This window comes from Extensimonas vulgaris (assembly GCF_003337425.1).
GTDB classification, from domain to species: Bacteria; Pseudomonadota; Gammaproteobacteria; order Burkholderiales; family Burkholderiaceae_C; genus Extensimonas; species Extensimonas vulgaris.
Genome location: NZ_QPJU01000008.1, coordinates 1 through 20,568, shown reverse-complemented (window position 1 = coordinate 20,568; position 20,568 = coordinate 1). Strand labels below are relative to the sequence as shown.

18 protein-coding genes, 1 tRNA gene and 1 pseudogene are annotated in these 20,568 nt (G+C 66.1%); 11 read left to right on the top strand and 9 right to left on the bottom strand.

Annotated elements, in window-relative coordinates; genetic code table 11:
- Positions 1–29: 29 nt before the first annotated feature.
- Complete coding sequence (ppc, locus tag DFR45_RS11030) at positions 30–2,822, bottom strand: phosphoenolpyruvate carboxylase (RefSeq protein ID WP_114483805.1); 2,793 nt, start codon at positions 2,820–2,822, stop codon at positions 30–32.
- Positions 2,823–3,118: 296 nt separating this feature from the next.
- Here ppc and hemC point away from each other — a divergent pair, with 296 nt between their 5' ends.
- From hemC to DFR45_RS11010, 4 genes are read left to right on the top strand one after another with little or no spacing between them, the layout of a single operon-like run.
- A complete protein-coding gene (gene hemC / locus DFR45_RS11025) occupies positions 3,119–4,105 on the top strand; it encodes a hydroxymethylbilane synthase (RefSeq protein ID WP_114483804.1) in 987 nt (328 codons plus the stop codon).
- On the top strand, positions 4,102–4,965 hold the full coding sequence (locus DFR45_RS11020) for a uroporphyrinogen-III synthase (protein ID WP_241659437.1): 864 nt from the start codon (positions 4,102–4,104) through the stop codon (positions 4,963–4,965). Before hemC ends, DFR45_RS11020 begins: the two co-directional genes overlap by 4 nt.
- Positions 4,962–6,227, top strand: a complete 1,266-nt coding sequence (locus tag DFR45_RS11015) for a uroporphyrinogen-III C-methyltransferase (RefSeq protein WP_114483803.1) — start codon at positions 4,962–4,964, stop codon at positions 6,225–6,227. The genes DFR45_RS11020 and DFR45_RS11015 overlap by 4 nt, the downstream gene beginning before the upstream one ends.
- A gap of 19 nt (positions 6,228–6,246) precedes the next feature.
- Positions 6,247–7,533, top strand: a complete 1,287-nt coding sequence (locus tag DFR45_RS11010) for a heme biosynthesis protein HemY (RefSeq protein ID WP_114483802.1) — start codon at positions 6,247–6,249, stop codon at positions 7,531–7,533.
- A 106-nt stretch (positions 7,534–7,639) separates the two neighbouring features.
- Here the strand turns inward: DFR45_RS11010 and DFR45_RS11005 are convergent, their stop codons facing one another.
- The 5 genes and pseudogenes from DFR45_RS11005 to DFR45_RS10985 form a co-directional block, all read right to left on the bottom strand.
- On the bottom strand, positions 7,640–8,473 hold the full coding sequence (locus tag DFR45_RS11005) for a M90 family metallopeptidase (RefSeq protein WP_114483801.1): 834 nt from the start codon (positions 8,471–8,473) through the stop codon (positions 7,640–7,642).
- Between the two features lie 23 nt (positions 8,474–8,496).
- Positions 8,497–9,318: a UDP-2,3-diacylglucosamine diphosphatase gene (locus tag DFR45_RS11000; protein WP_114483800.1), complete on the bottom strand. Its 822-nt coding sequence runs from the start codon at positions 9,316–9,318 to the stop codon at positions 8,497–8,499.
- A 12-nt stretch (positions 9,319–9,330) separates the two neighbouring features.
- The gene (locus tag DFR45_RS10995) at positions 9,331–9,837 is read right to left on the bottom strand and encodes a peptidylprolyl isomerase (protein ID WP_114483799.1); all 507 of its coding nucleotides are present in this window, start codon (positions 9,835–9,837) and stop codon (positions 9,331–9,333) included.
- Between the two features lie 33 nt (positions 9,838–9,870).
- Entirely contained in the window at positions 9,871–10,455 is a 585-nt protein-coding gene (locus DFR45_RS10990) for a peptidylprolyl isomerase (RefSeq protein ID WP_114483798.1), read from the bottom strand.
- 117 nt (positions 10,456–10,572) lie between these two features.
- Positions 10,573–11,136, bottom strand: a pseudogene (locus DFR45_RS10985) (tetratricopeptide repeat protein); the annotation flags it as partial.
- A gap of 257 nt (positions 11,137–11,393) precedes the next feature.
- Between DFR45_RS10985 and cysS the strand changes: the two are divergent.
- From cysS to DFR45_RS10950, 7 genes are all read left to right on the top strand, one after another.
- A complete protein-coding gene (cysS, locus tag DFR45_RS10980) occupies positions 11,394–12,791 on the top strand; it encodes a cysteine--tRNA ligase (protein WP_114483796.1) in 1,398 nt (465 codons plus the stop codon).
- Positions 12,792–12,881: 90 nt separating this feature from the next.
- Entirely contained in the window at positions 12,882–13,559 is a 678-nt protein-coding gene (locus DFR45_RS10975) for a DNA-3-methyladenine glycosylase family protein (protein ID WP_114483920.1), read from the top strand.
- 79 nt (positions 13,560–13,638) lie between these two features.
- Positions 13,639–14,616 carry an acetyl-CoA carboxylase carboxyltransferase subunit alpha gene (locus DFR45_RS10970; protein WP_114483795.1) on the top strand — a complete coding sequence of 326 codons (978 nt, stop codon included), beginning with the start codon at positions 13,639–13,641 and terminating at the stop codon, positions 14,614–14,616.
- Positions 14,617–14,896: 280 nt separating this feature from the next.
- Entirely contained in the window at positions 14,897–15,085 is a 189-nt protein-coding gene (locus DFR45_RS10965; RefSeq protein WP_114483794.1) for a hypothetical protein, read from the top strand.
- A gap of 51 nt (positions 15,086–15,136) precedes the next feature.
- Positions 15,137–16,117 (top strand): tRNA lysidine(34) synthetase TilS, encoded by a 981-nt coding sequence (gene tilS / locus DFR45_RS10960; RefSeq protein ID WP_114483793.1) that lies wholly within the window; start codon positions 15,137–15,139, stop codon positions 16,115–16,117.
- Positions 16,118–16,162: 45 nt separating this feature from the next.
- Positions 16,163–17,437, top strand: coding sequence for an aspartate kinase (locus tag DFR45_RS10955; RefSeq protein ID WP_114483792.1), 1,275 nt, complete (start codon positions 16,163–16,165; stop codon positions 17,435–17,437).
- A 67-nt stretch (positions 17,438–17,504) separates the two neighbouring features.
- Positions 17,505–17,597, top strand: a tRNA-Ser gene (locus tag DFR45_RS10950).
- 339 nt (positions 17,598–17,936) lie between these two features.
- Here DFR45_RS10950 and DFR45_RS10945 read toward each other — a convergent pair.
- The 3 genes from DFR45_RS10945 to DFR45_RS10935 form a co-directional block, all read right to left on the bottom strand.
- Complete coding sequence (locus DFR45_RS10945; protein ID WP_338324294.1) at positions 17,937–18,215, bottom strand: hypothetical protein; 279 nt, start codon at positions 18,213–18,215, stop codon at positions 17,937–17,939.
- A gap of 184 nt (positions 18,216–18,399) precedes the next feature.
- Entirely contained in the window at positions 18,400–18,690 is a 291-nt protein-coding gene (locus DFR45_RS10940) for a type II toxin-antitoxin system Phd/YefM family antitoxin (RefSeq protein WP_114483791.1), read from the bottom strand.
- A gap of 364 nt (positions 18,691–19,054) precedes the next feature.
- A complete protein-coding gene (locus tag DFR45_RS10935) occupies positions 19,055–20,317 on the bottom strand; it encodes an IS256 family transposase (RefSeq protein WP_114483790.1) in 1,263 nt (420 codons plus the stop codon).
- Between the last annotated feature and the right edge of the window lie 251 nt (positions 20,318–20,568).

Genomic DNA, 20,568 nt, shown 5'->3' with positions numbered 1-20,568 from the left:
ACGCCATAGCGTCATCTTCGTGTCTCGCCTCATCCGGTATTGCGCAAGCCTGCAGCGATGCCGTTGATCGTGAGATGAATGCCCGTATGCACGCGCTCGTCGCCCGGCCCGGCGCGCCAGCGGCGCAGCAGCTCGACCTGCAGGTGGTTCAGCGGGTCGATGTAGGGGAAGCGATAGCGAATCGAACGCGCGAGCGCAGGGTTGTGCGCCAGGCGCTGTTTGTCGCCCGTGATGCGGTACAGCGCGTCGGTGGTGCGCTGCCATTCGGCCTCGATGGCGCTGAATACGCGCGCGCGCAGCTGCAAGTCGGCGACGAGCTCGCTGTAGAGCGCGCCCAGCGCGAGGTCGCTCTTGGCCAGCACCATGTCCATGTTGGACAGCAGGGTGCGGAAAAACGGCCAGTGGCGGAACATTTTGCGCAGCAGCGCAAGCTGCGCTTTCGGGTCTTTGCCTTCTTGCTCGATGAAGGACTGCACGCCCGAGCCAAAGCCGTACCAGCCCGGCAGCGAGATGCGGCACTGGCCCCAGCTGAAAGTCCAGGGAATCGCGCGCAGGTCTTCGATGCGCTGCGAGGGCTTGCGCGAGGCCGGGCGCGAGCCGATGTTGAGCTCGGCAATCTCGCGGATCGGCGTGGCGTGGAAAAAATACTCGGCAAAGCCCGGCGTCTCATAGACCAGCGCGCGGTAGGCGGCAAAGCTCGCGGCCGAGAGCTGCTCTGCGGCAGCGTGGAAGGCGGCCGTCGCGGGCTTGGTCGGCTGCAGCAGCGTGGCTTCGAGCGTGGCTGCGACCAGGGTTTCGAGGTTGCGGCGGCCGATTTCGGGGTTGGAATATTTGGACGCGATCACCTCGCCCTGCTCGGTCAGGCGGATCTGCCCGCGCACCGTGCCCGGCGGCTGCGCGAGGATGGCCTCGTAGCTCGGCCCGCCGCCGCGCCCCACGGTGCCGCCGCGTCCGTGGAACATGCGCAAGCGGATGCGGTGCTGCTGCGCGATGCGGTCGAACAGCTCCACGAGCGCGGTTTCGGCGCGGTACAGCTCCCAGTTGCTCGTGAAGATGCCGCCATCTTTGTTGCTGTCGGAGTAGCCGAGCATGATTTCCTGTTCGCCCGCGCCGCTGCGCTGCACCATGGTGGCGATGCCGGGCAGGGCGTAAAACGCACGCATGATGGGCACGGCGTTGCGCAGGTCGGCAATGGTTTCGAACAAGGGCACGACGATGAGCTCGTTGTGCGCCGCCTCGTCGAGCGTGCCATGCAGCAGCCCCACTTCTTTTTCGAGCAGCAGCACCTCGAGCAGGTCGCTCACCGACTCGGTGTGGCTGATGATGTAGTGGCGTATGGCCTCGGGGCCGTGGCGTGCGCGCAGCTGCCGCGCGGTCTCGAAGATCGCGAGTTCGCTGCGCGTGGTGGCTGAATACGGTGCATCGAGCACGCGCAGAGGGCGTGCGTCGTTCAGCAGCCGCATGAGCAGCGTGCATTTGGCGTCCTCGGGCAGCGCTGCGTAGTTGGGCTCCAGGCGTGCCACGGCGAGCAGTTCGGCCACCACGGCCTCGTGCTGGTCGGAGCTTTGGCGCAAGTCCACCGTGGCAAGGTGAAAGCCAAACACCTGCACAGCGCGCATCAAGGGGTGCAGACGTTCGCGCGCGAGGTCGGTGCCGTGGTGCGCGCGCAGCGAGGCTTCCATTACGCGCAGGTCGGCAAGAAATTCCTCGGCGCTGGCATAAGGGTTTTGCGGCGCGACGGCGTGGCGCGCGGCCTCGCCGCCGGTGAGCTCCTTGAGCGTGGCGGCAAGGCGCGCATAAATGCCGGTGAGCGCGCGGCGGTAGGGCTCGTCCTGGCGGTGCACGCTGGTGTCGGGCGAGCGCTCGGCCAGCGCGGCCATTTCGGGTGTGATGGGCACCAGGCGTGCCGACATGGACAGCTCGGCGCCCAGAAAGTGCACTTCGCGCAGGTAGTGGCGCAGCGCCGTGTCGGCCTGGCGGCGCAGCGCGTGCTGCAAGGTGTCGGCGTTGACGTTGGGGTTGCCGTCGCGGTCGCCGCCAATCCAGTGCCCCATGCGCAAAAAGCTCGGCACGGGCAGATCGCCGAGCGCAGTTTCCAGCATCGCGTAGATCTTGGGGATTTCGCGCAAAAAGGTCGATTCGTAGTACGAGAGCGCGTTTTCGATCTCGTCGGCCACGGTGAGGCGGCTGAAGCGCAGCAGGCGCGTTTGCCACAGCTGCACCACCCGTGCGCGCAGCTGGACTTCGTTGGTCGCGAGCTCGCGCGGGGTGAGCGCGTCCTTGGCGCTGTGGTAGAGCTGCGCGCGCACGAGGATGTCGTCGCGCTGGTTCAGCAACTGGGCGATGGCGCGCTCGGCGTCGAGGATGCTTTTGCGCTGCACCTCGGTCGGGTGCGCCGTGAGCACGGGCGAGACGACGCCGTGCGCCAGCGTTTCGGCAATGGTCTGCGGCGCGATGCCGGCCCAGCGCAGGCGCGCGAGCGCCACTTCGACGCTGCCCTCCTGCGTCTCGCCCGCGCGCTCGTGCACGGCGCGGCGGCGGATATGGTGGCGGTCTTCGGCGAGATTCGCCAAATGGCTGAAGTAGGTGAAGGCGCGGATCACGCTCACGGTTTGGTCGCCCGTGAGCGACTTGAGCAGGGTCTTGAGCGCCTGGTCGGCCGCCTGGTCGGCGTCGCGCCGGAAGGCCACGGAGAGCTTGCGCACCTGCTCGACGAGCTCGAACGCGGCCACGCCTTCCTGCTCGCGGATCACGTCGCCCAAAATGCGCCCGAGCAGGCGGATGTCCTGGATCAGGGGAAAGTCTTTGTCGGTTTTTTTCACAGGAAATGCCCTTTGCCGCGGCGGTAACCATGGCGCCTAGGAGCCTGTCGGACTTTGGACGTCGAGAGCGAGAATGCGCCCCAGCGAGGACAGTTTTTACCGGATTCGCAGCCCCATAGTGGTGCTATGGGGCAAGAAGACGGTAAAAAATGGGCCGTTGCGGCGCATTCGCAGCCGACGATTCCAAAGTCCGACAGGCTCCTGGCACGCCAGAGGACCGCGGTGGCCCATGCTAGCATCCACCGCTTCTTTTTTGCCTGCGGCAGACCGTCTTCACTTTTGCCTTCGCGCGCACGATGACCCCGACCGAATCCTCCTCCTCTCTTGTGATCGCCACGCGCGAAAGCCGCCTCGCGCTGTGGCAGGCCGAGCACGTGCAGGCGCTGTTGCAGGCGCGCGGGCACCGCGTGCAGCTGCTGGGCATGACCACGCAGGGCGACCAGATCCTCGACCGCAGCCTGAGCAAGGTCGGCGGCAAGGGGCTGTTCGTCAAAGAGCTCGAGGTGGCGCTCGAGCAGGGCCGGGCGCAGATCGCCGTGCATTCGCTCAAGGACGTGCCCATGGACTTGCCCGAGGGCTTTGCGCTGGCCTGCGTGCTCGAGCGCGAAGACCCGCGCGACGCCTTCGTCGCGCCGCGCTACGCGAGCCTGGACGAGCTGCCCGCAGGCGCGGTGCTCGGCACCTCAAGCCTGCGCCGCCAGGTGCTGCTGCAGGCGCTGCGGCCTGACCTGCGCATCACGCCGCTGCGCGGCAACCTCGACACGCGGCTGCGCAAGCTCGACGAAGGGCAGTACGACGCGATCGTGCTCGCGGCCGCGGGCCTCAAGCGCCTGGGCCTGGGCGCGCGCATCCGCAGCATCTTCACGCCCGAGGCGATGCTGCCCGCCGCGGGCCAGGGTGCGCTGGGCATCGAAGTGCGCAGCGATCGCGCCGACCTGATCGCCGCGCTCGCGCCGCTCGCGCACACGCCCACCTGGCTCGCCGTGAGCGCTGAGCGCGCCGTGAGCCGTGCGCTCGGCGGCAGCTGCTCCATGCCGCTGGCCGCGCACGCGCGCTGGGTGCAAAGCCAGCTGCAGCTCGACGCCGCCTGGGGCGACCCCGAAGGCCGCGTGCCGCTGGTGCGCGCAAGCGCTGCCGCCGCGGTGCAAAGCCATGCCGAAGCCGAGGCGCTGGGCATGCAGGTCGCCGCGAGCCTGCGCGCGCGTGGGGCGATGGAGACCACGATGGCCATGACGGCCATGACGGAGCCCGCTGCCACCGGCGTGCCCAGCAGCGCGGCATGACGGCGCAGGCGCAGGGCATGGACGAAGGCAGGGGCGTGCAAGTCCTCGTCACCCGCCCTGCGATCGAGGCCGCGCGCTGGATCGCGCAGCTGCAGGCGCAGGGCATCCGCGCCGCCGCCTTGCCCTTGATCGACATCGCTGCGTGCCAGGATGCTGCGAGCCAGGCCGCACTGCGACAGGCACACGCACGGCTCGCGCACTACCAGGCCGTGATGTTCGTGAGCGTGCCCGCGGTGCGCCATTTTTTGATGCCAAATCTGGCTTTAGCGCCCGAAATACCTGCGCTTGCAGCTATGTCTACGAGAGCATGGGCGCCCGGCCCCGGCACGGCGCGCGCGCTGCTGCAGGCCGGCTGGCCTGCGGCGCGGCTGGACGCCCCGCCCGCCGAGGCCGCGCAGTTCGACTCGGAGGCGCTATGGCAGCGCGTGGCGCCCCAGGTGCAGCCGGGCGCGCGCGTGCTCGTGGTGCGCGGACGCGAGGCCGGCAGCGCCAACGCAGCCGCGGGGCGCAAAGGCCAGGGGCGCGACTGGCTCGCGCAGCAGATCGAGGCTGCGGGTGGCGTCGTCGAAACCGTGGTCGCCTACGAGCGCGCCGCGCCCCATTGGAGCCCCGAGCAAGTGCGCCGCGCGCATGCGGCCGTGGCGGCGCGCAGCTGGTGGCTGCTCAGCAGCTCCTTGGCCGTGCACCATCTGCGCCAGACCCTGCCCGATCTGCCGCTCGCGCAGGCGCGTGCGCTCGCCACGCACCCGCGCATCGCCGCCGCCGCGCGCGCCGCAGGTTTCGGGCAGGTGCGCGAGTGCCGCCCCACGGTGCAAGACGTGGTGGCCGCGCTGGGCGCCTCGATAGAATCGGCTCCATGAGCTCCGTGCCCCCTTCTGGCCATTCCAGCGGCAACCCTGCCGCAGCGGCCGCTCCTGCCAGCCCTGGCGCTGCCACGCCGCCTGCTGCTGCCCCTGTCGCAGCAGCGTCTGCGCAGCACCCCTTGCCGCCCCCTTCTTCTTCTCCCCTTCCACCACCCGCACCACCTGTGCCGCCTTCCCCTGCGCCCGCACCGCAGTCTTCGTGGACGGCCCAGCCCGCCCATGCACCGGCCCCGGCGGCGTCCCGCACCGGGTTGCAGGCCTATGTGCTGGTCGCGGCAGCGGCCCTCGCCGTCGCTGCCCTGGTCAGCAGTGTGCTGCTGTGGCAAAAGCTCGGCGGCATGCAGGAGCAGTTGGCACGCCAGTCGGCCGAATCCAGTGCCCAGGCGGTCGAAGCCCGCACGCTGGCGCGCCAGGCCCAGGAGCAGGCGCGCGACGCGGTAGCGCGCCTGAGCGTGCTCGAGGCGCGCATGAGCGAGGTCGCGCTGCAGCGTACCCAGCTCGAAGAGTTGATCCAAAGCCTGTCGCGCTCGCGGGACGAAAACCTGGTGGTGGACATCGACGCAGCGCTGCGCCTCGCGCAGCAGCAAGCGCAGCTCACAGGCAGTCTGGAGCCGCTCGTGGCCGCGCTCAAGAGCGCCCAGCAACGCATAGAGCGCGCCGCCCAGCCGCGCTTGGCGCCCGTGCAACGCGCCATTGCACGCGACCTCGACCGGCTCGCGCGTGCCAATGTCACCGATACGGCCGGTTTGCTTGCGCGGCTCGACGAACTCGTGCGCTTGGTCGATGACTTGCCCGTCCAAAACGACGTCGCCCTGGCGGGCAGCGCCCATCGCCTGGCGCGCGCTGGCCAGCAAACCTCCAGCGCGGACGGGGGCGGGGCTTTGCCCTGGTGGCGTGCCGCCCTGCAAAACGTCTGGCAAAGGATGCAAGACGAAGCGCGTCAGCTCGTGCGTGTGCGCCGCATTGACCAGCCCGAAGCCATGCTGCTCGCTCCGGAGCAAGCCTTTTTCCTGCGTGAAAACCTCAAACTCAAGCTGCTCAACGCGCGCCTGGCGTTGCTCGCACACCAGTACGACGCAGCGCGTGCCGACCTTGCGGCAGCGAGCGCAGCCTTGAACAAATACTTCGATCCCACGTCGCGGCGCACGCAAAACGTCGCCACGCTCTTGCAGCAGGCGCAGGCGAGCATCAAGGCCGCCGAACTGCCACGCGTGGACGACACGCTGGCCGCGCTCGCCACGGCCGCAGCCGGGCGTTGAAACGCTGGAGACCTGACCCATGCGCGCCGCACTGTGGTTTTTGATCCTTTTCGGCGTGGCCGCGGCCGCGGCCCTTTTTGCGGGCACCAACCAGGGCAGCGTCACGCTGTTCTGGCCGCCGTACCGCATCGACCTGTCGCTGAACCTCGTGCTGTTGCTGCTCGTGCTCGGCTTCGTCACCTTGTACGCAGCCCTGCGCGCGCTCGCGGCCCTGCTCGAGCTGCCGCGCGAGGCGCGCCGCTGGCGCTTGCGCCAAAAAGAGCGCGCCATGCACGGCGCCTTGCTCGATGGCTTGGCGCACCTGCTCGCCGGGCGCTTCGTGCGCGCACGCCGCGCCGCCGACGCTGCGCTGCAGCAGGAACAGGCGCTGCAAGCTGGCGGTGAAAGCGTGGCCCATGCCGTCGCGCTGCGCACGCTCGCGCACGTGGTCGCTGCCGAAGGTTCGCACGCCCTGCAGGATCGCACCACGCGCGAAGCCCACCTGCGCGAGGCCCTCGAAAACCTGCCGGCGCAAGGCCCGGTGCGCGTGCAGGAGCTGCGCGAAGGCGTGCAACTGCGCGCCGCACGCTGGACGCTCGACGACCGCGACCCCGCCGCTGCGCTGGAGCAACTGGCCGCACTGCCGCACGGCGCGGCGCGGCGCACGCTGGCGCTGCGCATCAAGCTCAAGGCGGCGCGCCTTGCGGGCCATACGGCCGAAGCGCTCGAGACCGCGCGCCTGCTCGCCAAACACCGCGCGTTCTCGGCCACCGCGGCGCAAGGCATTTTGCGCAGTCTGGCCACCAATCTGCTCGATGGCGCGCACGACGCCGCCCAGCTGCAGCAGCTCTGGGCTTCGCTCGAGCCCGCCGAGCGCAACATGCCCGAGCTCGCCATCCACGCCGCGCAGCGCCTGGCGGCTTTGGGCGGAGATCCAGCGCAAGTGCGCGCCTGGCTGCTACCGGCATGGGAGCGCCTGGTGGAGTTGCCGCACGCCTTGCCGGACGCGCAGGCTCTCAAACTCGTGCGCACGCTCGAAGCCAGCCTGGACAGCCTGGACGCCGCCTGGCTCGCGCGCATCGAAGCCGCGCAGCAGGCCAACCCGCGCGACAGCCGCCTGCAGTACCTCGCCGGCGTGGCTTGCCTGCGCCGCGATCTCTGGGGCAAGGCCCAGCAACTGCTCACCCAGGCCGTGGCGCAGCTGCACGACGCGAGCTTGCGCGCCAGTGCCTGGCGTCACCTGGCCACGCTCGCCGAGCAGCGCGGCGACGCCGAGGCCGCTGCGCAGGCCTGGAAGAACGCGGCCTTGCAGGTGGTTGCGCCATAGCGGCGCGACTGACGCCAATCGGGGTTGGGCAAGGCGTTCGTTCCATGGCAGCACACCTCGCTGCATTCTCGTTTGCCCATGTCCAGAGAGCTGGAGCTCGCGGGGCTCAGGTGCGCTCAGGCTCGAAAAATGCCTCCAGCAAAGGCACGAGCGCCACAAACTCCTGCGCGAAGCGGGTGCGGTTCACGAAATACGCCTCGCAGGCCACGGCAAAAAACTCCGCGGGGCCCGTGGCTGCGTAGGCGTCCAGCCAGGGCCAGTCGGCGCCGAAGCGTTCGGCCAGGATCACGCGCTCACGAAATGCCTCGTAGGCTGGCGCCCAGGTCGCGTGCCAGCGGGCGCGCGCGGCCTTCGCGCTGGGTGCGCCCATGAAGCCCTTGGGCAGCGGCGGGCAGCCGTCGGCTGCGCCGTCGCGCATGTCGAGTTTGTGTGCGAATTCGTGGATCACCACGTTCGTGCCCTGCGCGGCAGTGTGCGCACCCGCGGCCACGTCGGGCCAGCTGAGCATCACGGGGCCCTGCTGCATGGCTTCGCCGGTGAGCACTTCGCGGTAGCGGTGCACCACGCCCGCCTCATCCATCAACTCGCGTCGCGCCACGGCCGGGCCGGGGTGCAGCACGATGCCCACGAAGTCATCGTACCAACGCAGCGCCCGCTCGGGCGGCCCCCAGTGCAGCAACGGCACACAGGCTTGCGCGGCCACCTGCAGCGCCATGGCGTCGCTCACCTGCAAGCCGTGCGCGCCATGGAACTCTTTTTGCTGCAAAAACAGCGAGCTCAGGGTGCGCAGCTTGTCCTGATCCCCGGGCGCCAGGGCAGAAAGAAAGGGATAGGTGCGCAGCGTCTGCTGCCACAGCGCCGGATCGATTTCCGGCACGCCACGCCAGCGTGCAAGCAGCGCCTGCGCGCTGCGCCGCCAAGCCTGCCAGAACGTCGCCATGGTTACGGATCGGAGCTTTTTGTTCAGCCTTGCGACGATGCTTCGCGCGTCAGATCGTGGCGCACGAAGCCTTGGGCGTCGAGGCGCAGCACCTCGGCGCGCGGCGGCGATGCGGCCATGTCCCAGTCGCTGAGCACCACGCGCCGACCCTTTGGCGCGAGCGCGTGTTCGCCCGGGCGGTGCGTGTGGCCGTGCAGCAGCCACTGCGCCTGCGCGGCGTGCAGCCAGGCGCGCGCGGCGGCGTCATCGACGTCGGCATACCAGGCGCCTGATTGTTTGCGCGCGCTGCTTTGTGCGCGCATGCCGCGCGCCTGGGCCCGGCGCGCAAGCAAAGGCTGGGCCAGAAAGCGCTGCTGCCACTCGGGCGTGCGCGCCAGGGTGCGAAAGCGCTGGTAGTCCACGTCGTCCACGCAGAGCTGGTCGCCGTGGCTCAGCAAGATGCGCTGCCCGGCAAACACCAGCACCGTGGGGTCGGCCAGCAGCGTGAGGCCGCAGGCGCGCGCAAAGCCGGTGCCGGCCAGAAAGTCGCGGTTGCCTACCATGAAATACACAGGCAGGCGCTGCGCCGTGGCGCGCAAGATGGCGCAGCACTCGGCCTCGAAACTGCGGGCGTCGGGCGTCTGGGCCTGATCTGCAACATCTTCGATCGCATCGTCGCCAACCCAGACTTCGAACAGGTCACCGAGGATGAACAGCGCGCTCGCCTGCGCGCGTTGCATGTAGTCGCGCCAGACGGCAAACGTGGCACGATCCTGCACCTGCAGGTGCAGGTCGGAGATGAAGTCGAGCGTGCGCCAGCCCGCAGGAGCGACGAGTTCCTCGAAGCGCGGCAGGGCAGGCTGCATGGCAGCAAAGAATCAGAGCACGACCGCCTTTTCGATCACCACGTCGGTCTTGGGCACGTCGTCGTGAAAGCCCTTGCGGCCCGTGGGCATGGCCTTGATCTTGTCCACCACCTCGGTGCCGCCGACCACCTTGCCAAACACGGCATAGCCCCAGCCCTGAGCGGTCGGCGCGGTGAAGTTCAGGAAACCGTTGTCGGCCACGTTGATGAAAAACTGCGCCGTGGCCGAGTGCGGATCGCTGGTGCGTGCCATGGCGATGGTGTAGGTGTCGTTTTTCAGGCCGTTGTTGGCTTCATTCTCGATCGGCGCATCGGTGGCCTTTTGTTGCATGCCGGGCTCGAAGCCGCCGCCCTGGATCATGAAGCCGGGGATCACGCGGTGGAAGATGGTGTTGTCATAGTGGCCTTTTTGCACGTAGGACAAAAAGTTGGCCACGGTCTTGGGCGCCTTGTCGGCGTCGAGTTCGAGCGTGATGGTGCCGTAGCCGGCGATGTGCAGTTCGACGCGAGGATTGCTCATGGGGTTGCTTTCTCTGAAAAAACAGGAGGGGGGTTACTTGACTTCGGTGGCGGAAAGAATGGTCACGGGCGTGAGCGGCACGTTCTGGTGCATGCCGCGGTTGCCCGTGGGCACGGCCTTGATTTTGTCCACCACGTCCATGCCGCGCACCACCTTGCCGAACACGGCGTAGCCGTAACCGTCGGGTTGCGGGGCGTCGAGCATGGGGTTGTTCTTGACGTTGATAAAGAACTGCGAGGTCGCCGAATGAGGATCACTGGTGCGCGCCATGGCCACGGTGTAAGCCTCATTTTTCAGGCCGTTGCGGGCCTCCAGCACGATGGGCGCGCGCGTGGGTTTTTGCTGCATGTCGGGCGTAAAGCCGCCACCCTGGATCATGAAGCCGTCGATCACGCGGTGGAAGATCGTGCCGTCGTAGTGCCGCTCACGCACGTATTGCAAAAAATTCTCCACGGTGCGCGGCGCTTTGGCGGGGTTCAATTCGAGCACGATCTCGCCCATGCTGGTGGTGAGCTGGACGCGCGGCGCGGTTTGCGCGAGCGCCGCAGGAACTCCTGAAACAAGAGCTGCCAGCGCAATGCCAGCAACGGTAAAAAGGGTTTTTCGTTTGGAAAACATGGAAAACTCGTAAAGGAGATGTCGCAGTTTGCCAGCTTGCCAGCGCACAGACGCCTCAGTGGAGGCTGCGTTGGGTATCGCACACCGATGCGACCTGCGCAAAAAGGCTTACTTGCGCGGTGCCGAGGCTGGGGTGCGGGTGCTGGCTGCCGGCCGCTGAAACAGCTCGCGCAGCAAGGCCAGCTTGGGCTTGACCGTGGCGTTGTTCGGGTCGAGCTGCAAAGCCTTGGCGTAGGACTGCTGGGCCAGGCGCGCATAGATGTCGCCGAGGTTCTCGTGCGCCGTGGCGTAGGAGGGGTTGTTGCGCACCGCCATCTCGAGCGCGACGCGCGCCTTGTCGAACTGGTTTTGCTGCGCATAGAGCACGGCCAGGTTGTTGTAGGGCTCGGGCAGCTCGGGGTAGTCCTGCGTGAGCTGGGTGAAGGTGGCGATCGCCTCTTCGGTTTTGCCCGCATCCGACTGCGCCACGCCGCGCAAAAAGCGCAGCTGCGGATCGCGCGGGTTGGCGGCCAGGCGTTGCTCGATCTGCGTGAGCGCCTCGGCGGGTTTGCCTGCCTTGAGCAATTGGGTGATGGCGGCGTAGTCCCCGACGGTCTGCGCCTGCGCCATTCCACCAGCCAGCAATGCCGCCAGGGCCAGCAGGCGCAACAGCCATGAGAAAGTGAGATGGGCAGGCTTCATGAGCGAAGAAGATAGGGTAAACAAGGACGAATCGGGGCGCGCGCCAGGGGCTTTGGGGGTCAGGGGCGGGCCTTATACTGCCGCGGATTGTAGCGAAGGGGTTGTCATGGCCATGCTGCGCTATCGTCGTGCCGGGCGGCTCTTGGGGCCTGGCAGCGGCCTGCGTCACGGTGGTTTTTTGCCCGCAGCGAAGCGCAGTGGCCGAGCGCCCGACGGCCATCCCTCATAGCCCCCGTGCGGTTTTTTTCTGAATTTTCATGACCTTGCGTATCTACAACACGCTTTCGCGTGCCTTGGAGGAGTTTTCTCCGCTCGAAGCCGGCCATGTGCGCATGTACGTGTGCGGCATGACGATTTACGACCTGTGCCACATCGGCCATGCGCGCATGATGATGGCCTTCGACGTGGTGCAGCGCTGGCTCAAGGCGAGCGGCTGGCGCGTGACCTACGTGCGCAACATCACCGACATCGACGACAAAATCATCCGCCGCGCGCTCGAGCGCGGCATCACGATCCGCGCGCTGACCGACGAAATGACCGTCGCCATGCACGCCGACACGGCCGCGCTGGGCATAGAGCCGCCCACCCTGGAGCCGCGCGCCACCGACTACATCCCGCAGATGCTTTCCATGATAGGCACGCTCGAGCGCAAAGGGCTGGCCTACCGCGCGCGCAGCGGCGACGTGAACTACGCCGTGCGCAAATTCCCCGGCTACGGCAAGCTCTCGGGCAAGTCGCTCGACGAGTTGCGCGCGGGCGAGCGCGTGGCCGTGAGCGACGACAAGCAAGACCCGCTGGACTTCGTGCTCTGGAAGTCCGCCAAGCCCGAGGAGCCGCCCGAGGCCCAATGGGACAGCCCCTACGGCCCGGGCCGCCCGGGCTGGCACATCGAGTGCTCGGCCATGAGCTGCGCGACGCTGGGCGAGACCTTCGACATCCACGGTGGTGGCGCAGACCTGCAGTTTCCGCACCACGAAAACGAAATCGCCCAGAGCGAAGGCGCCACGGGCAAGCCGCCCGCGCGCTTTTGGGTGCACAACGGTTTCGTGCGCGTGGACAACGAAAAAATGAGCAAGTCGCTCGGCAACTTCTTCACCATCCGCGAGGTGCTGCAGCGCTACGACGCCGAAACCGTGCGTTTTTTCCTCGTGCGCACGCACTACCGCAGCGCGCTCAACTACAGCGACGCGCACCTAGCCGACGCGCGCCAGGCGCTCAAGCGGCTCTACACGGCGCTGAGTTTGGTGGCGCCCAACGCGCTCGCCCAGCCCACCGCGCCCGCGCAGATCGACTGGTCCAATCCCTGGGCGGCGCGCTTCAAGGCCGCGATGGACGAGGACTTCGGCACGCCCGAGGCCGTGGCTGTGCTGTTCGAGCTCGCGAGCGAGGTGAACCGGACGCGCTCGGCCGCGCTCGCGGGGCTGCTGCGGGCGCTGGGCGGCTGCCTGGGGCTGCTTCAGGGCGACCCCGAGGCCTTCTTGCGCGCTGGCGCGGGCCTCGACGAGGCCGCCATCGCGGCGCAGATCGCCGCGCGCGCCGCCGCGAAAAAAGCCAAAAACTTCGCCGAAGCCGACCGCATCCGCGCCGAGCTACTGGCCCAGGGCATCGCGCTCAAGGATTCGCCCACGGGCACGACCTGGGAGGCCGTGCGCTGAGGCTGAAAACATTTCCGCCGCGGCCGAATAACTTTCAGCCTCTGACGCCTTTTTATATGAAATATGCCTTCAGCGCCCGTGGAATGTGCCATGACAGCTTCTGAAAACGTAGCGCAAGCGTCACCCGCCACGCCTTTTACGCCAGCCCCCACCACGCCGCATTACTGGGCGGATGCGTGCAAGCACCTCATGCGCAAAGACCGGGTCATGAAGCGCCTGATCCCGCAATTTGGCGACGCGCGGCTCGCCTCGCGCGGCGACGCCTTTTCCACGCTCGCGCGCAGCATCGTCGGCCAGCAGATCTCGGTCAAGGCTGCGCAGTCGGTGTGGGAGCGCTTTGCCGCGCTGCCCGAGCGCATGACGCCGGCGCACGTGCTCCGCCTCAAGGTGGACGACATGCGCGCGGCGGGCCTGTCGGCGCGCAAGGTCGATTACCTGGTCGATCTGGCGCTGCACTTCGAGCAAGGGCAGCTGCATGTCAAGGATTGGTCGGGCATGGAGGACGATGCCATCATCGCCGAACTCGTGGCGATCCGCGGCATAGGCCGCTGGACGGCCGAAATGTTCCTGATCTTTCACCTCATGCGCCCCAACGTGCTGCCGCTTGACGACGTGGGCCTGCTCAAAGGCATCAGCCGTAACTACTTTTCCGGCGAGCCCGTGAGCCGCAGCGATGCGCGCGAGGTAGCCGAGGCCTGGAAGCCCTGGTGCAGCGTGGCGACTTGGTATATTTGGCGCTCGCTCGACCCGCTGCCCGTGGTGTATTGACCTGCCCATCCCCGCTTGCAGCCTGGCAGCGCGGGACATTCGCATGCCTTGATGGCACGCGCCCCCTAGGAGAACGACGTTGGCCAAAAAAACCTTTCTCGACTTCGAGCAACCCATTGCCGAACTCGAAACCAAAATCGAAGAGCTGCGCTACGTGCAAAACGAGAGCGCCGTCGATATCTCGGAAGAAATCGAACAGCTCAGCAAAAAAAGCCAGCAGCTCACCAAAGACATCTACAGCCACCTCACGCCCTGGCAGATCACCAAGATCGCGCGCCACCCCGAGCGCCCCTATACGCTCGACTACGTGCGCGACATCTTCACCGACTTCGTCGAACTGCACGGCGATCGCCACTACGCTGACGACCTCTCCATCGTCGGCGGCCTGGCGCGCTTCAACGGCCATGCCTGCGTGGTGCTGGGTCACCAGAAAGGGCGCGACACCAAGGAGCGCACGCTGCGCAACTTCGGCATGAGCAAGCCCGAGGGCTACCGCAAGGCGCTGCGCCTCATGAAAACGGCGGAAAAATTCCACCTGCCCGTGTTCACCTTCGTGGACACTCCCGGCGCCTACCCCGGCATAGACGCCGAAGAGCGCGGCCAGTCCGAAGCCATAGGGCGCAACATCTTCGAGATGACGCAACTCGAAGTGCCCATCATCAGCACCATCATCGGTGAAGGCGGCTCGGGCGGCGCGCTCGCGATCGGCGTGGGCGACCAGGTGCTGATGCTGCAATACGCGATCTACTCGGTCATCAGCCCCGAGGGCTGCGCCTCCATCCTCTGGAAAACCAACGAAAAAGCCCAGGACGCCGCCGAAGCCCTGGGCATCACGGCGCACCGCCTCAAGGCGCTCGGGCTCATCGACAAGATCGTCAGCGAACCCGTGGGCGGCGCGCACCGCGACCCCAAGCAAATGTCGGCCTTTCTCAAGCGCGCGCTCGGCGACGCCTACCGCCAATTGGCCGATCTCAAGCCCAAAGAACTGGTCGAGCGCCGCTACGAGCGCCTCAAGAGCTGCGGCCGCTTCAACGACACCAAGGCCGAAAGCGCATGACCCACACGGGCGTTGCGCCGTGCAATGCCTAGTGCAGTGTTTGACGCTTGATGCGACAAATAAAACCGATGGATTTTTGGTCTGAGCAAGGCGCAAACCGCAGCGATACCGGGTGGTATCGCGAGGATTTGCAACGCGGCCCGGGCCGAAAAGACGCGGTTTTATGTCGCAGATAGCGTCGAACACTGCACTAGGAGCCTGTCGGACTTTGGACGTCGAAAGCGAGAAGGTGCCCCAGCGAGTCCAGTTTTTGCCGGATTCGCCGCCCCATAGCGGGACTATGGGGCAAGAAGACGGTAAAAAATGGGCCGCTGCGGCGCATTCGCAGCCGACGATTCCAAAGTCCGACAGGCTCCTAGCAGCCTGTCGGACTTTGGGCGCACAGCACGCGCAGGCCGCCGGGCGCTGCACGGACCAGCAGCAGCGGCCCCCCTTTTTCTCGTTCGCTGATGCCTCTGCCACGCTGTAACTTTGCGCGTGCTGCGGGTTTCGCGCCCTGCATCGCGCCCTGCCTCTTGCCATGACGCAATCCTTCGACGCCGCCATGCGGGCTTTCGCCCCGCAGCTGCCGCTGGCCGTGGGCCTGAGCGGCGGTGCCGATTCGAGCGCGCTGCTGCTGGCCTGCGTGCGCCGCTGGCCGGGGCAGGTGCAGGCGATCCACGTGCACCACGGCCTGCAGGCGGCAGCGGACGACTTCGAACGCCACTGCATCGCGCTGTGCGCGCGCCTCGGCGTGCCGCTGCACCTGCAGCGCATCGACGCGCGGCCCGCGCGCGGCGCCAGCCCCGAGGACGCCGCCCGCCGCGCCAGATACCAGGCTTTTGAGGCTGTAGCCAAGGATAGCCGTGCGCATGTAGCTATTCAATCAATAGCATTGGCGCAGCACGCCGACGACCAGGTCGAAACCCTGCTGCTCGCGCTCTCGCGCGGCGCGGGCGTGGCGGGCCTTGCGTCCATGCCCGCGCACTGGCAGCGCGGCGGCCTGCACTGGTGGCGCCCCTTGCTGCGCGTGGCCGGCGCCGACGTGCGCGCCTGGCTGCGCGCGCAGGGCGAGGGCTGGATCGAAGACCCGAGCAACGCCGACGAGCGCTACACGCGCAACCGCATTCGCGCGCGCGTGCTGCCCGCGCTCGAGGCGGCCTTCCCGGCGTTTCGCGACACCTTCGCGCGTTCGGCCGCGCACGCCGCGCAGGCCAGCGCCCTGCTGCATGAGCTGGCCCGGGAAGACCTGGCGCTCGTGGGCACGCCGCCGCAAATCGCCGCACTGCAAACGCTGGGGCCCGAGCGCCAGGCCAACGTGCTGCGCCACTGGCTGCGCAGCGCTCACCACACCACGCCCAGCGCCGCCCAGCTGCAAGAGCTGCAGCGCCAGATCGCCGCGTGCCAAACGCGCGGCCAGCGCATCCACATCAAGGTTGGACGCGGCTTCGTGGTGCGCGTGGATGAGCGTCTCGATTGGTACAATCCTGCGCTTTTTCCGCCCCCCGCCGGCGCAAGCTGAGCCTCATGCGGTAGTAGTTTTTGCGGCGGTTTTTCAGGCTTTTTTATGGCATTGATCGTTCACAAATACGGCGGCACCTCGATGGGCTCGACCGAGCGCATCCGCAACGTCGCCAAGCGCGTGGCCAAATGGGCGCGCGCGGGCTACCAGATGGTGGTCGTCCCGAGCGCCATGAGCGGCGAAACCAACCGCCTGCTCGGCCTGGCCAAAGAACTCGCGCCGGCGCGCGTCATGCCGGCTTACCAGCGCGAGCTCGACATGCTCGCCGCCACCGGTGAACAGGCCTCGTCCGCACTGCTCGCGATCGCGCTGCAGGCCGAAGGCGTGGACGCCGTCAGCTACGCGGGTTGGCAGGTGCCCATCCGCACCGACAGCGCCTTCACCAAGGCACGTATCGAATCGATCGACGACCAGCGCGTGCGCGCCGACCTGGCCGCGGGCAAGGTGGTCATCATCACGGGCTTTCAGGGCATCGACAGCGAGGGCAACGTCACCACGCTGGGCCGCGGCGGCTCCGACACCTCGGCCGTGGCCGTGGCCGCAGCGCTCAAAGCCGACGAATGCCTGATCTACACCGACGTCGATGGCGTTTACACCACCGACCCGCGCGTGGTGCCCGAGGCGCGGCGCCTGCGCAGCATCAGCTTCGAGGAAATGCTCGAAATGGCGAGCCTGGGCTCCAAGGTGCTGCAGATCCGCTCGGTCGAGTTCGCGGGCAAATACAAGGTGCCCATCCGCGTGCTCTCGAGCTTCACGCCCTGGGACATCCCCATCGAAGAAGAGGCCCGCTCGGGCACGCTGATCACTTTTGAGGAAGACGAAAACATGGAACAAGCCCTGGTATCCGGCATCGCTTTCAACCGCGACGAGGCCAAGATCTCCGTGCTCGGCGTGCCCGACAAGCCCGGCATCGCCTACCAGATCCTCGGCGCCGTGGCGGACGCGAACATCGAGGTGGACATGATCATCCAGAACGTGAGCAAGGACGGCAAAACCGACTTCAGCTTCACCGTGCACCGCAACGACTATGCGCGCACCGTCGATCTGCTCAAGGAAAAGGTGCTACCCAAGCTGGGCGCAGAGGCCGTCATAGGCGACACCAAAATCTGCAAGGTGAGCATCGTCGGCATAGGCATGCGCAGCCACGTGGGCGTGGCGAGCAAGATGTTCCGCACACTGAGCGAAGAAGGCATCAACATCCAGATGATCTCCACCTCCGAGATCAAAACCTCGGTCGTGATCGACGAGAAATACATGGAACTCGCCGTGCGCGCGCTGCACCGCGCCTTCGACCTCGACCAGGAACCGGCCGCGGCATGAAACTGCTGAAAATCACCGAAAATATGCCGCCGCGGCGCCTGATCTAAGGCATAATCACCGACTCATTGGAAACGTGACCGAGAGGCCGAAGGTGCTCCCCTGCTAAGGGAGTATGCGGTGTAGAGCCGCATCGAGGGTTCGAATCCCTCCGTTTCCGCCAGAACAAGACCTCCCAACTCGCCCGGCCGGGTTGTGAGGCACTCAAAGCCCCGCACGATGCGGGGCTTTTTGCTGCGGGCTCCTGACTGACCCCATGGCCACTCACCCCCGTAACCTGCCTCAGACCCCGTTTCGTCTCACGACCTCCTGACTTTTTGACGCCTGGCTGCTGCGGGAGCCATGCTTGCGTCTTGGCATTGTTGCAGCACACCAGATTCACGCGCTTCCTCCCCAATGCCCCTCGAAGTCGAATGACAGTTGTTTGTGGTGTTTGATCGACAGCAGGAACAGGGCGTCGTCAACTTGCACGTACAGCACCAGATAGTGGGTCATCACGTATTCACGCAATCTGGCAACGGAATTGCCCACACCAGCAGCCAGCTTGGCCCTCAACGCGGCGATGACGTTGGTGGCCTCCGCTGAACCCACAGCACGATTGAAAAAAGGTCTGCCTAAATTTGTTTGGAAACTGCTCCAAGTTGGGCAACACCGTGCCGAGCAACTCGTCGATCAACACATCGAATGCCTGGGGAGCTTCTGCTTCGATCAAGAACTGTTCGATGTCAGCCAAGTTCCGCTCGAAGTTGGCGGTGATCTTGATGGTGACGCGGTTGGTCATGTGATTCAACCCAGATAGTCCATTAGGCGGTGCTGCGCACCTACGCGGGCGTTGGCGGACGTCTGCCGGTCATTTCGGCCGCGGCTTCGGCGTCCATGGCACTGGCCATGGACTTCTCACCCGCGACCAAACTGCCACGCCAGCCGCCTCGCCACCATCCCGCGTCCTAATGAACAATCTGGGTTCAAGCGGCTCGACGTTTTTTGATGGCGGTCAGTGCTGCACGGGCATCCTGCGTGCGTCCTGCTGCCATGTCCTCCAAGCCCTTGGATGCTTCGTCAATAAGCAGCAGGTGGATGCGCTCGCGCTCTAATTGGTGGTAATAGTCGAGGCGTTTCGCATTGATGATGGCAATAAACGCTTCGCCGTTTTTGGTGATGATCTTCTCAGCACCCGCTCGAACGTCCTCTGCCAATTCTGAAAAATTGGCACGCGCGTGAGACAGGGGAATTACGTCGCTGGCTGAGATTGCCATGGGGGGCCTCCGGGTGACGAAGATAGTGCAGAACTTTGTACATCTTACACGCACGGCTCCGAGCAGAAATCACCTGCCGGATAGCGTGTGCGGCTGCTCGTACTCCTCGACCAGAACCGCAGAACGGCTCGGGGCATGAGCAACAAGCGGAGCGGATGGATTCTCTGCAACCCTCAGGGATGCGGCACTCGAACGTGGGCCCTACGGCATGGGGAGTGTCCGAATTTCTGTGTGTGAGGCGGTTTGGAAATTTTCTATCAAGGCCCCTGCCAGGCCGCCGGAGGCCCCGCCGGTTGCGCCATGTACTCATGCGCAACCCCCCTTGGGGCGGCTGCTCGCTCGGTGGTGCTGGACGCGGTCATTATCAAGCCCTCCTGCTCGTAAATCGCTCCTCGTAAAGAATCGCAAACTGATTCATGGCGGCCTTCCAATGGTTGGCCGCACGGCCCCAGTCTGCGGTGATGTTGCGCAGCGCCAGCCAGATCAGCTTGGTGGCGGCCTCATCGCTGGGGAAATGTCCTCTGGTCTTGATGATCTTGCGCAGCTGGGCATTCACGCTCTCAATGGCGTTGGTCGTGTAGATCACCCGGCGCACCTCGGGCGGGAAGGCAAAGAAGGGAGTGACCCTGTCCCATGCCCTTCGCCAGGCCGCTGCCACCGTAGGAAACCTGGCGCCCCAGGGGCCTTGGGCAAACGCATCCAATTCGGCCTGTGCCGCCTCTGCGGTGGCTGCCGTGTAGATGGGCTTGAGGGCCGCGGCAAGGCCTTTGCGCTCCTTCCAGCTGGCATAGTCCAGGCTGTTTCTGATCAGGTGCACGATGCAGGTCTGCAGGGTGGTGTCAGGGTACACCGCCGCCAGTGCTTCGGACATGCCCTTCAGTCCGTCGGTGACCGCAATGAGGATGTCGTTGCAGCCCCGGGTCTTTAGCTCGTTGAACACCTTCATCCAGAACTTGGCGCCTTCCGTGTTCTCTATCCACAGGCCCAGGATGTCTTTGCTGCCATCGGGCAAGATGCCCAGAGCCAGGAACACTGCCTTGGAGCGCACCACGGCATCGTCTTTGATTTTCACGCGCAAGGCGTCGAAGAACACCACCGGGTACATGGACTCCAGCGCGCGTGTCTGCCAGGTCGTCACTTCGCTCATCACGGCGTCGCTCACGCGACTGATGAGGTCGGCAGAAACATCCATTGCGTACATTTCTGCGAGGTAGCCTTGGATTTCGCGTACCGTCATGCCACGGGCGTACATGGCGATGATTTTGTCGTCAAAGCCTGTGAAGCGCCGCTCGTGCTTGCCGATGAGCTGGGGCTCGAACGTCCCCATGCGGTCTCTGGGGACTTCGATGGCCAGCGGGCCACTGTCCGTCAATACCGTCTTGGCGCTCTTGCCATTGCGGTGGTTGCTTGCGTCTGCGGGCTTGGCTTGGCCCGTCGCGTAGCCAAGGTGCTGGCTCAGCTCGGCCCCAAGAGCGCGTTCGATGAAGGCTTTCTTGAACCGCTGGAAAACGTCTTCGAGCTGCGCCGGGGTCACTGGCCCGGGAATCAACTCTTCCAGTAGTTCCGCCGGGATGGCCGGATGGGTCACTTTGTCCGCTGTCGCGGCTGTCTTTGTCTTGCTTGGCATACATACTCCTTGTGGCTATGGTATGCCTCACACACAAAATTTCTGACAGGCTCACGGCATGTTGCGCAATGCTCTTGGTAAACTCATGCAGCAAGATGGCGTTTCCTGGAAGCCCATCCCGGTTTTTCGTACGCATCGTCCAATCACGACGCTCCCACCCCATGACCCTCCTCGTCACCGGCGGCGCCGGCTTCATCGGCAGCAATTTCGTGCTCGACTGGCTTGCGCACAGCGACGAGCCCATCGTCAAC

Coding starts and splice junctions, on each gene's coding strand:
- DFR45_RS10975 (WP_114483920.1), top strand. CDS start 12,882: ATGACAGCTTCTGAAAACGTAGCGCAAGCGTCACCCGCCACGCCTTTT.
- DFR45_RS11010 (WP_114483802.1), top strand. CDS start 6,247: ATGCGCGCCGCACTGTGGTTTTTGATCCTTTTCGGCGTGGCCGCGGCC.
- tilS (WP_114483793.1), top strand. CDS start 15,137: ATGACGCAATCCTTCGACGCCGCCATGCGGGCTTTCGCCCCGCAGCTG.
- DFR45_RS10965 (WP_114483794.1), top strand. CDS start 14,897: ATGGGGCAAGAAGACGGTAAAAAATGGGCCGCTGCGGCGCATTCGCAG.
- DFR45_RS10940 (WP_114483791.1), bottom strand. CDS start 18,690: ATGGCAATCTCAGCCAGCGACGTAATTCCCCTGTCTCACGCGCGTGCC.
- DFR45_RS10935 (WP_114483790.1), bottom strand. CDS start 20,317: ATGCCAAGCAAGACAAAGACAGCCGCGACAGCGGACAAAGTGACCCAT.
- DFR45_RS11020 (WP_241659437.1), top strand. CDS start 4,102: ATGACGGCGCAGGCGCAGGGCATGGACGAAGGCAGGGGCGTGCAAGTC.
- DFR45_RS10955 (WP_114483792.1), top strand. CDS start 16,163: ATGGCATTGATCGTTCACAAATACGGCGGCACCTCGATGGGCTCGACC.
- DFR45_RS11005 (WP_114483801.1), bottom strand. CDS start 8,473: ATGGCGACGTTCTGGCAGGCTTGGCGGCGCAGCGCGCAGGCGCTGCTT.
- DFR45_RS11015 (WP_114483803.1), top strand. CDS start 4,962: ATGAGCTCCGTGCCCCCTTCTGGCCATTCCAGCGGCAACCCTGCCGCA.
- DFR45_RS10995 (WP_114483799.1), bottom strand. CDS start 9,837: ATGAGCAATCCTCGCGTCGAACTGCACATCGCCGGCTACGGCACCATC.
- DFR45_RS10945 (WP_338324294.1), bottom strand. CDS start 18,215: ATGACCAACCGCGTCACCATCAAGATCACCGCCAACTTCGAGCGGAAC.
- DFR45_RS11000 (WP_114483800.1), bottom strand. CDS start 9,318: ATGCAGCCTGCCCTGCCGCGCTTCGAGGAACTCGTCGCTCCTGCGGGC.
- hemC (WP_114483804.1), top strand. CDS start 3,119: ATGACCCCGACCGAATCCTCCTCCTCTCTTGTGATCGCCACGCGCGAA.
- cysS (WP_114483796.1), top strand. CDS start 11,394: ATGACCTTGCGTATCTACAACACGCTTTCGCGTGCCTTGGAGGAGTTT.
- DFR45_RS10990 (WP_114483798.1), bottom strand. CDS start 10,455: ATGTTTTCCAAACGAAAAACCCTTTTTACCGTTGCTGGCATTGCGCTG.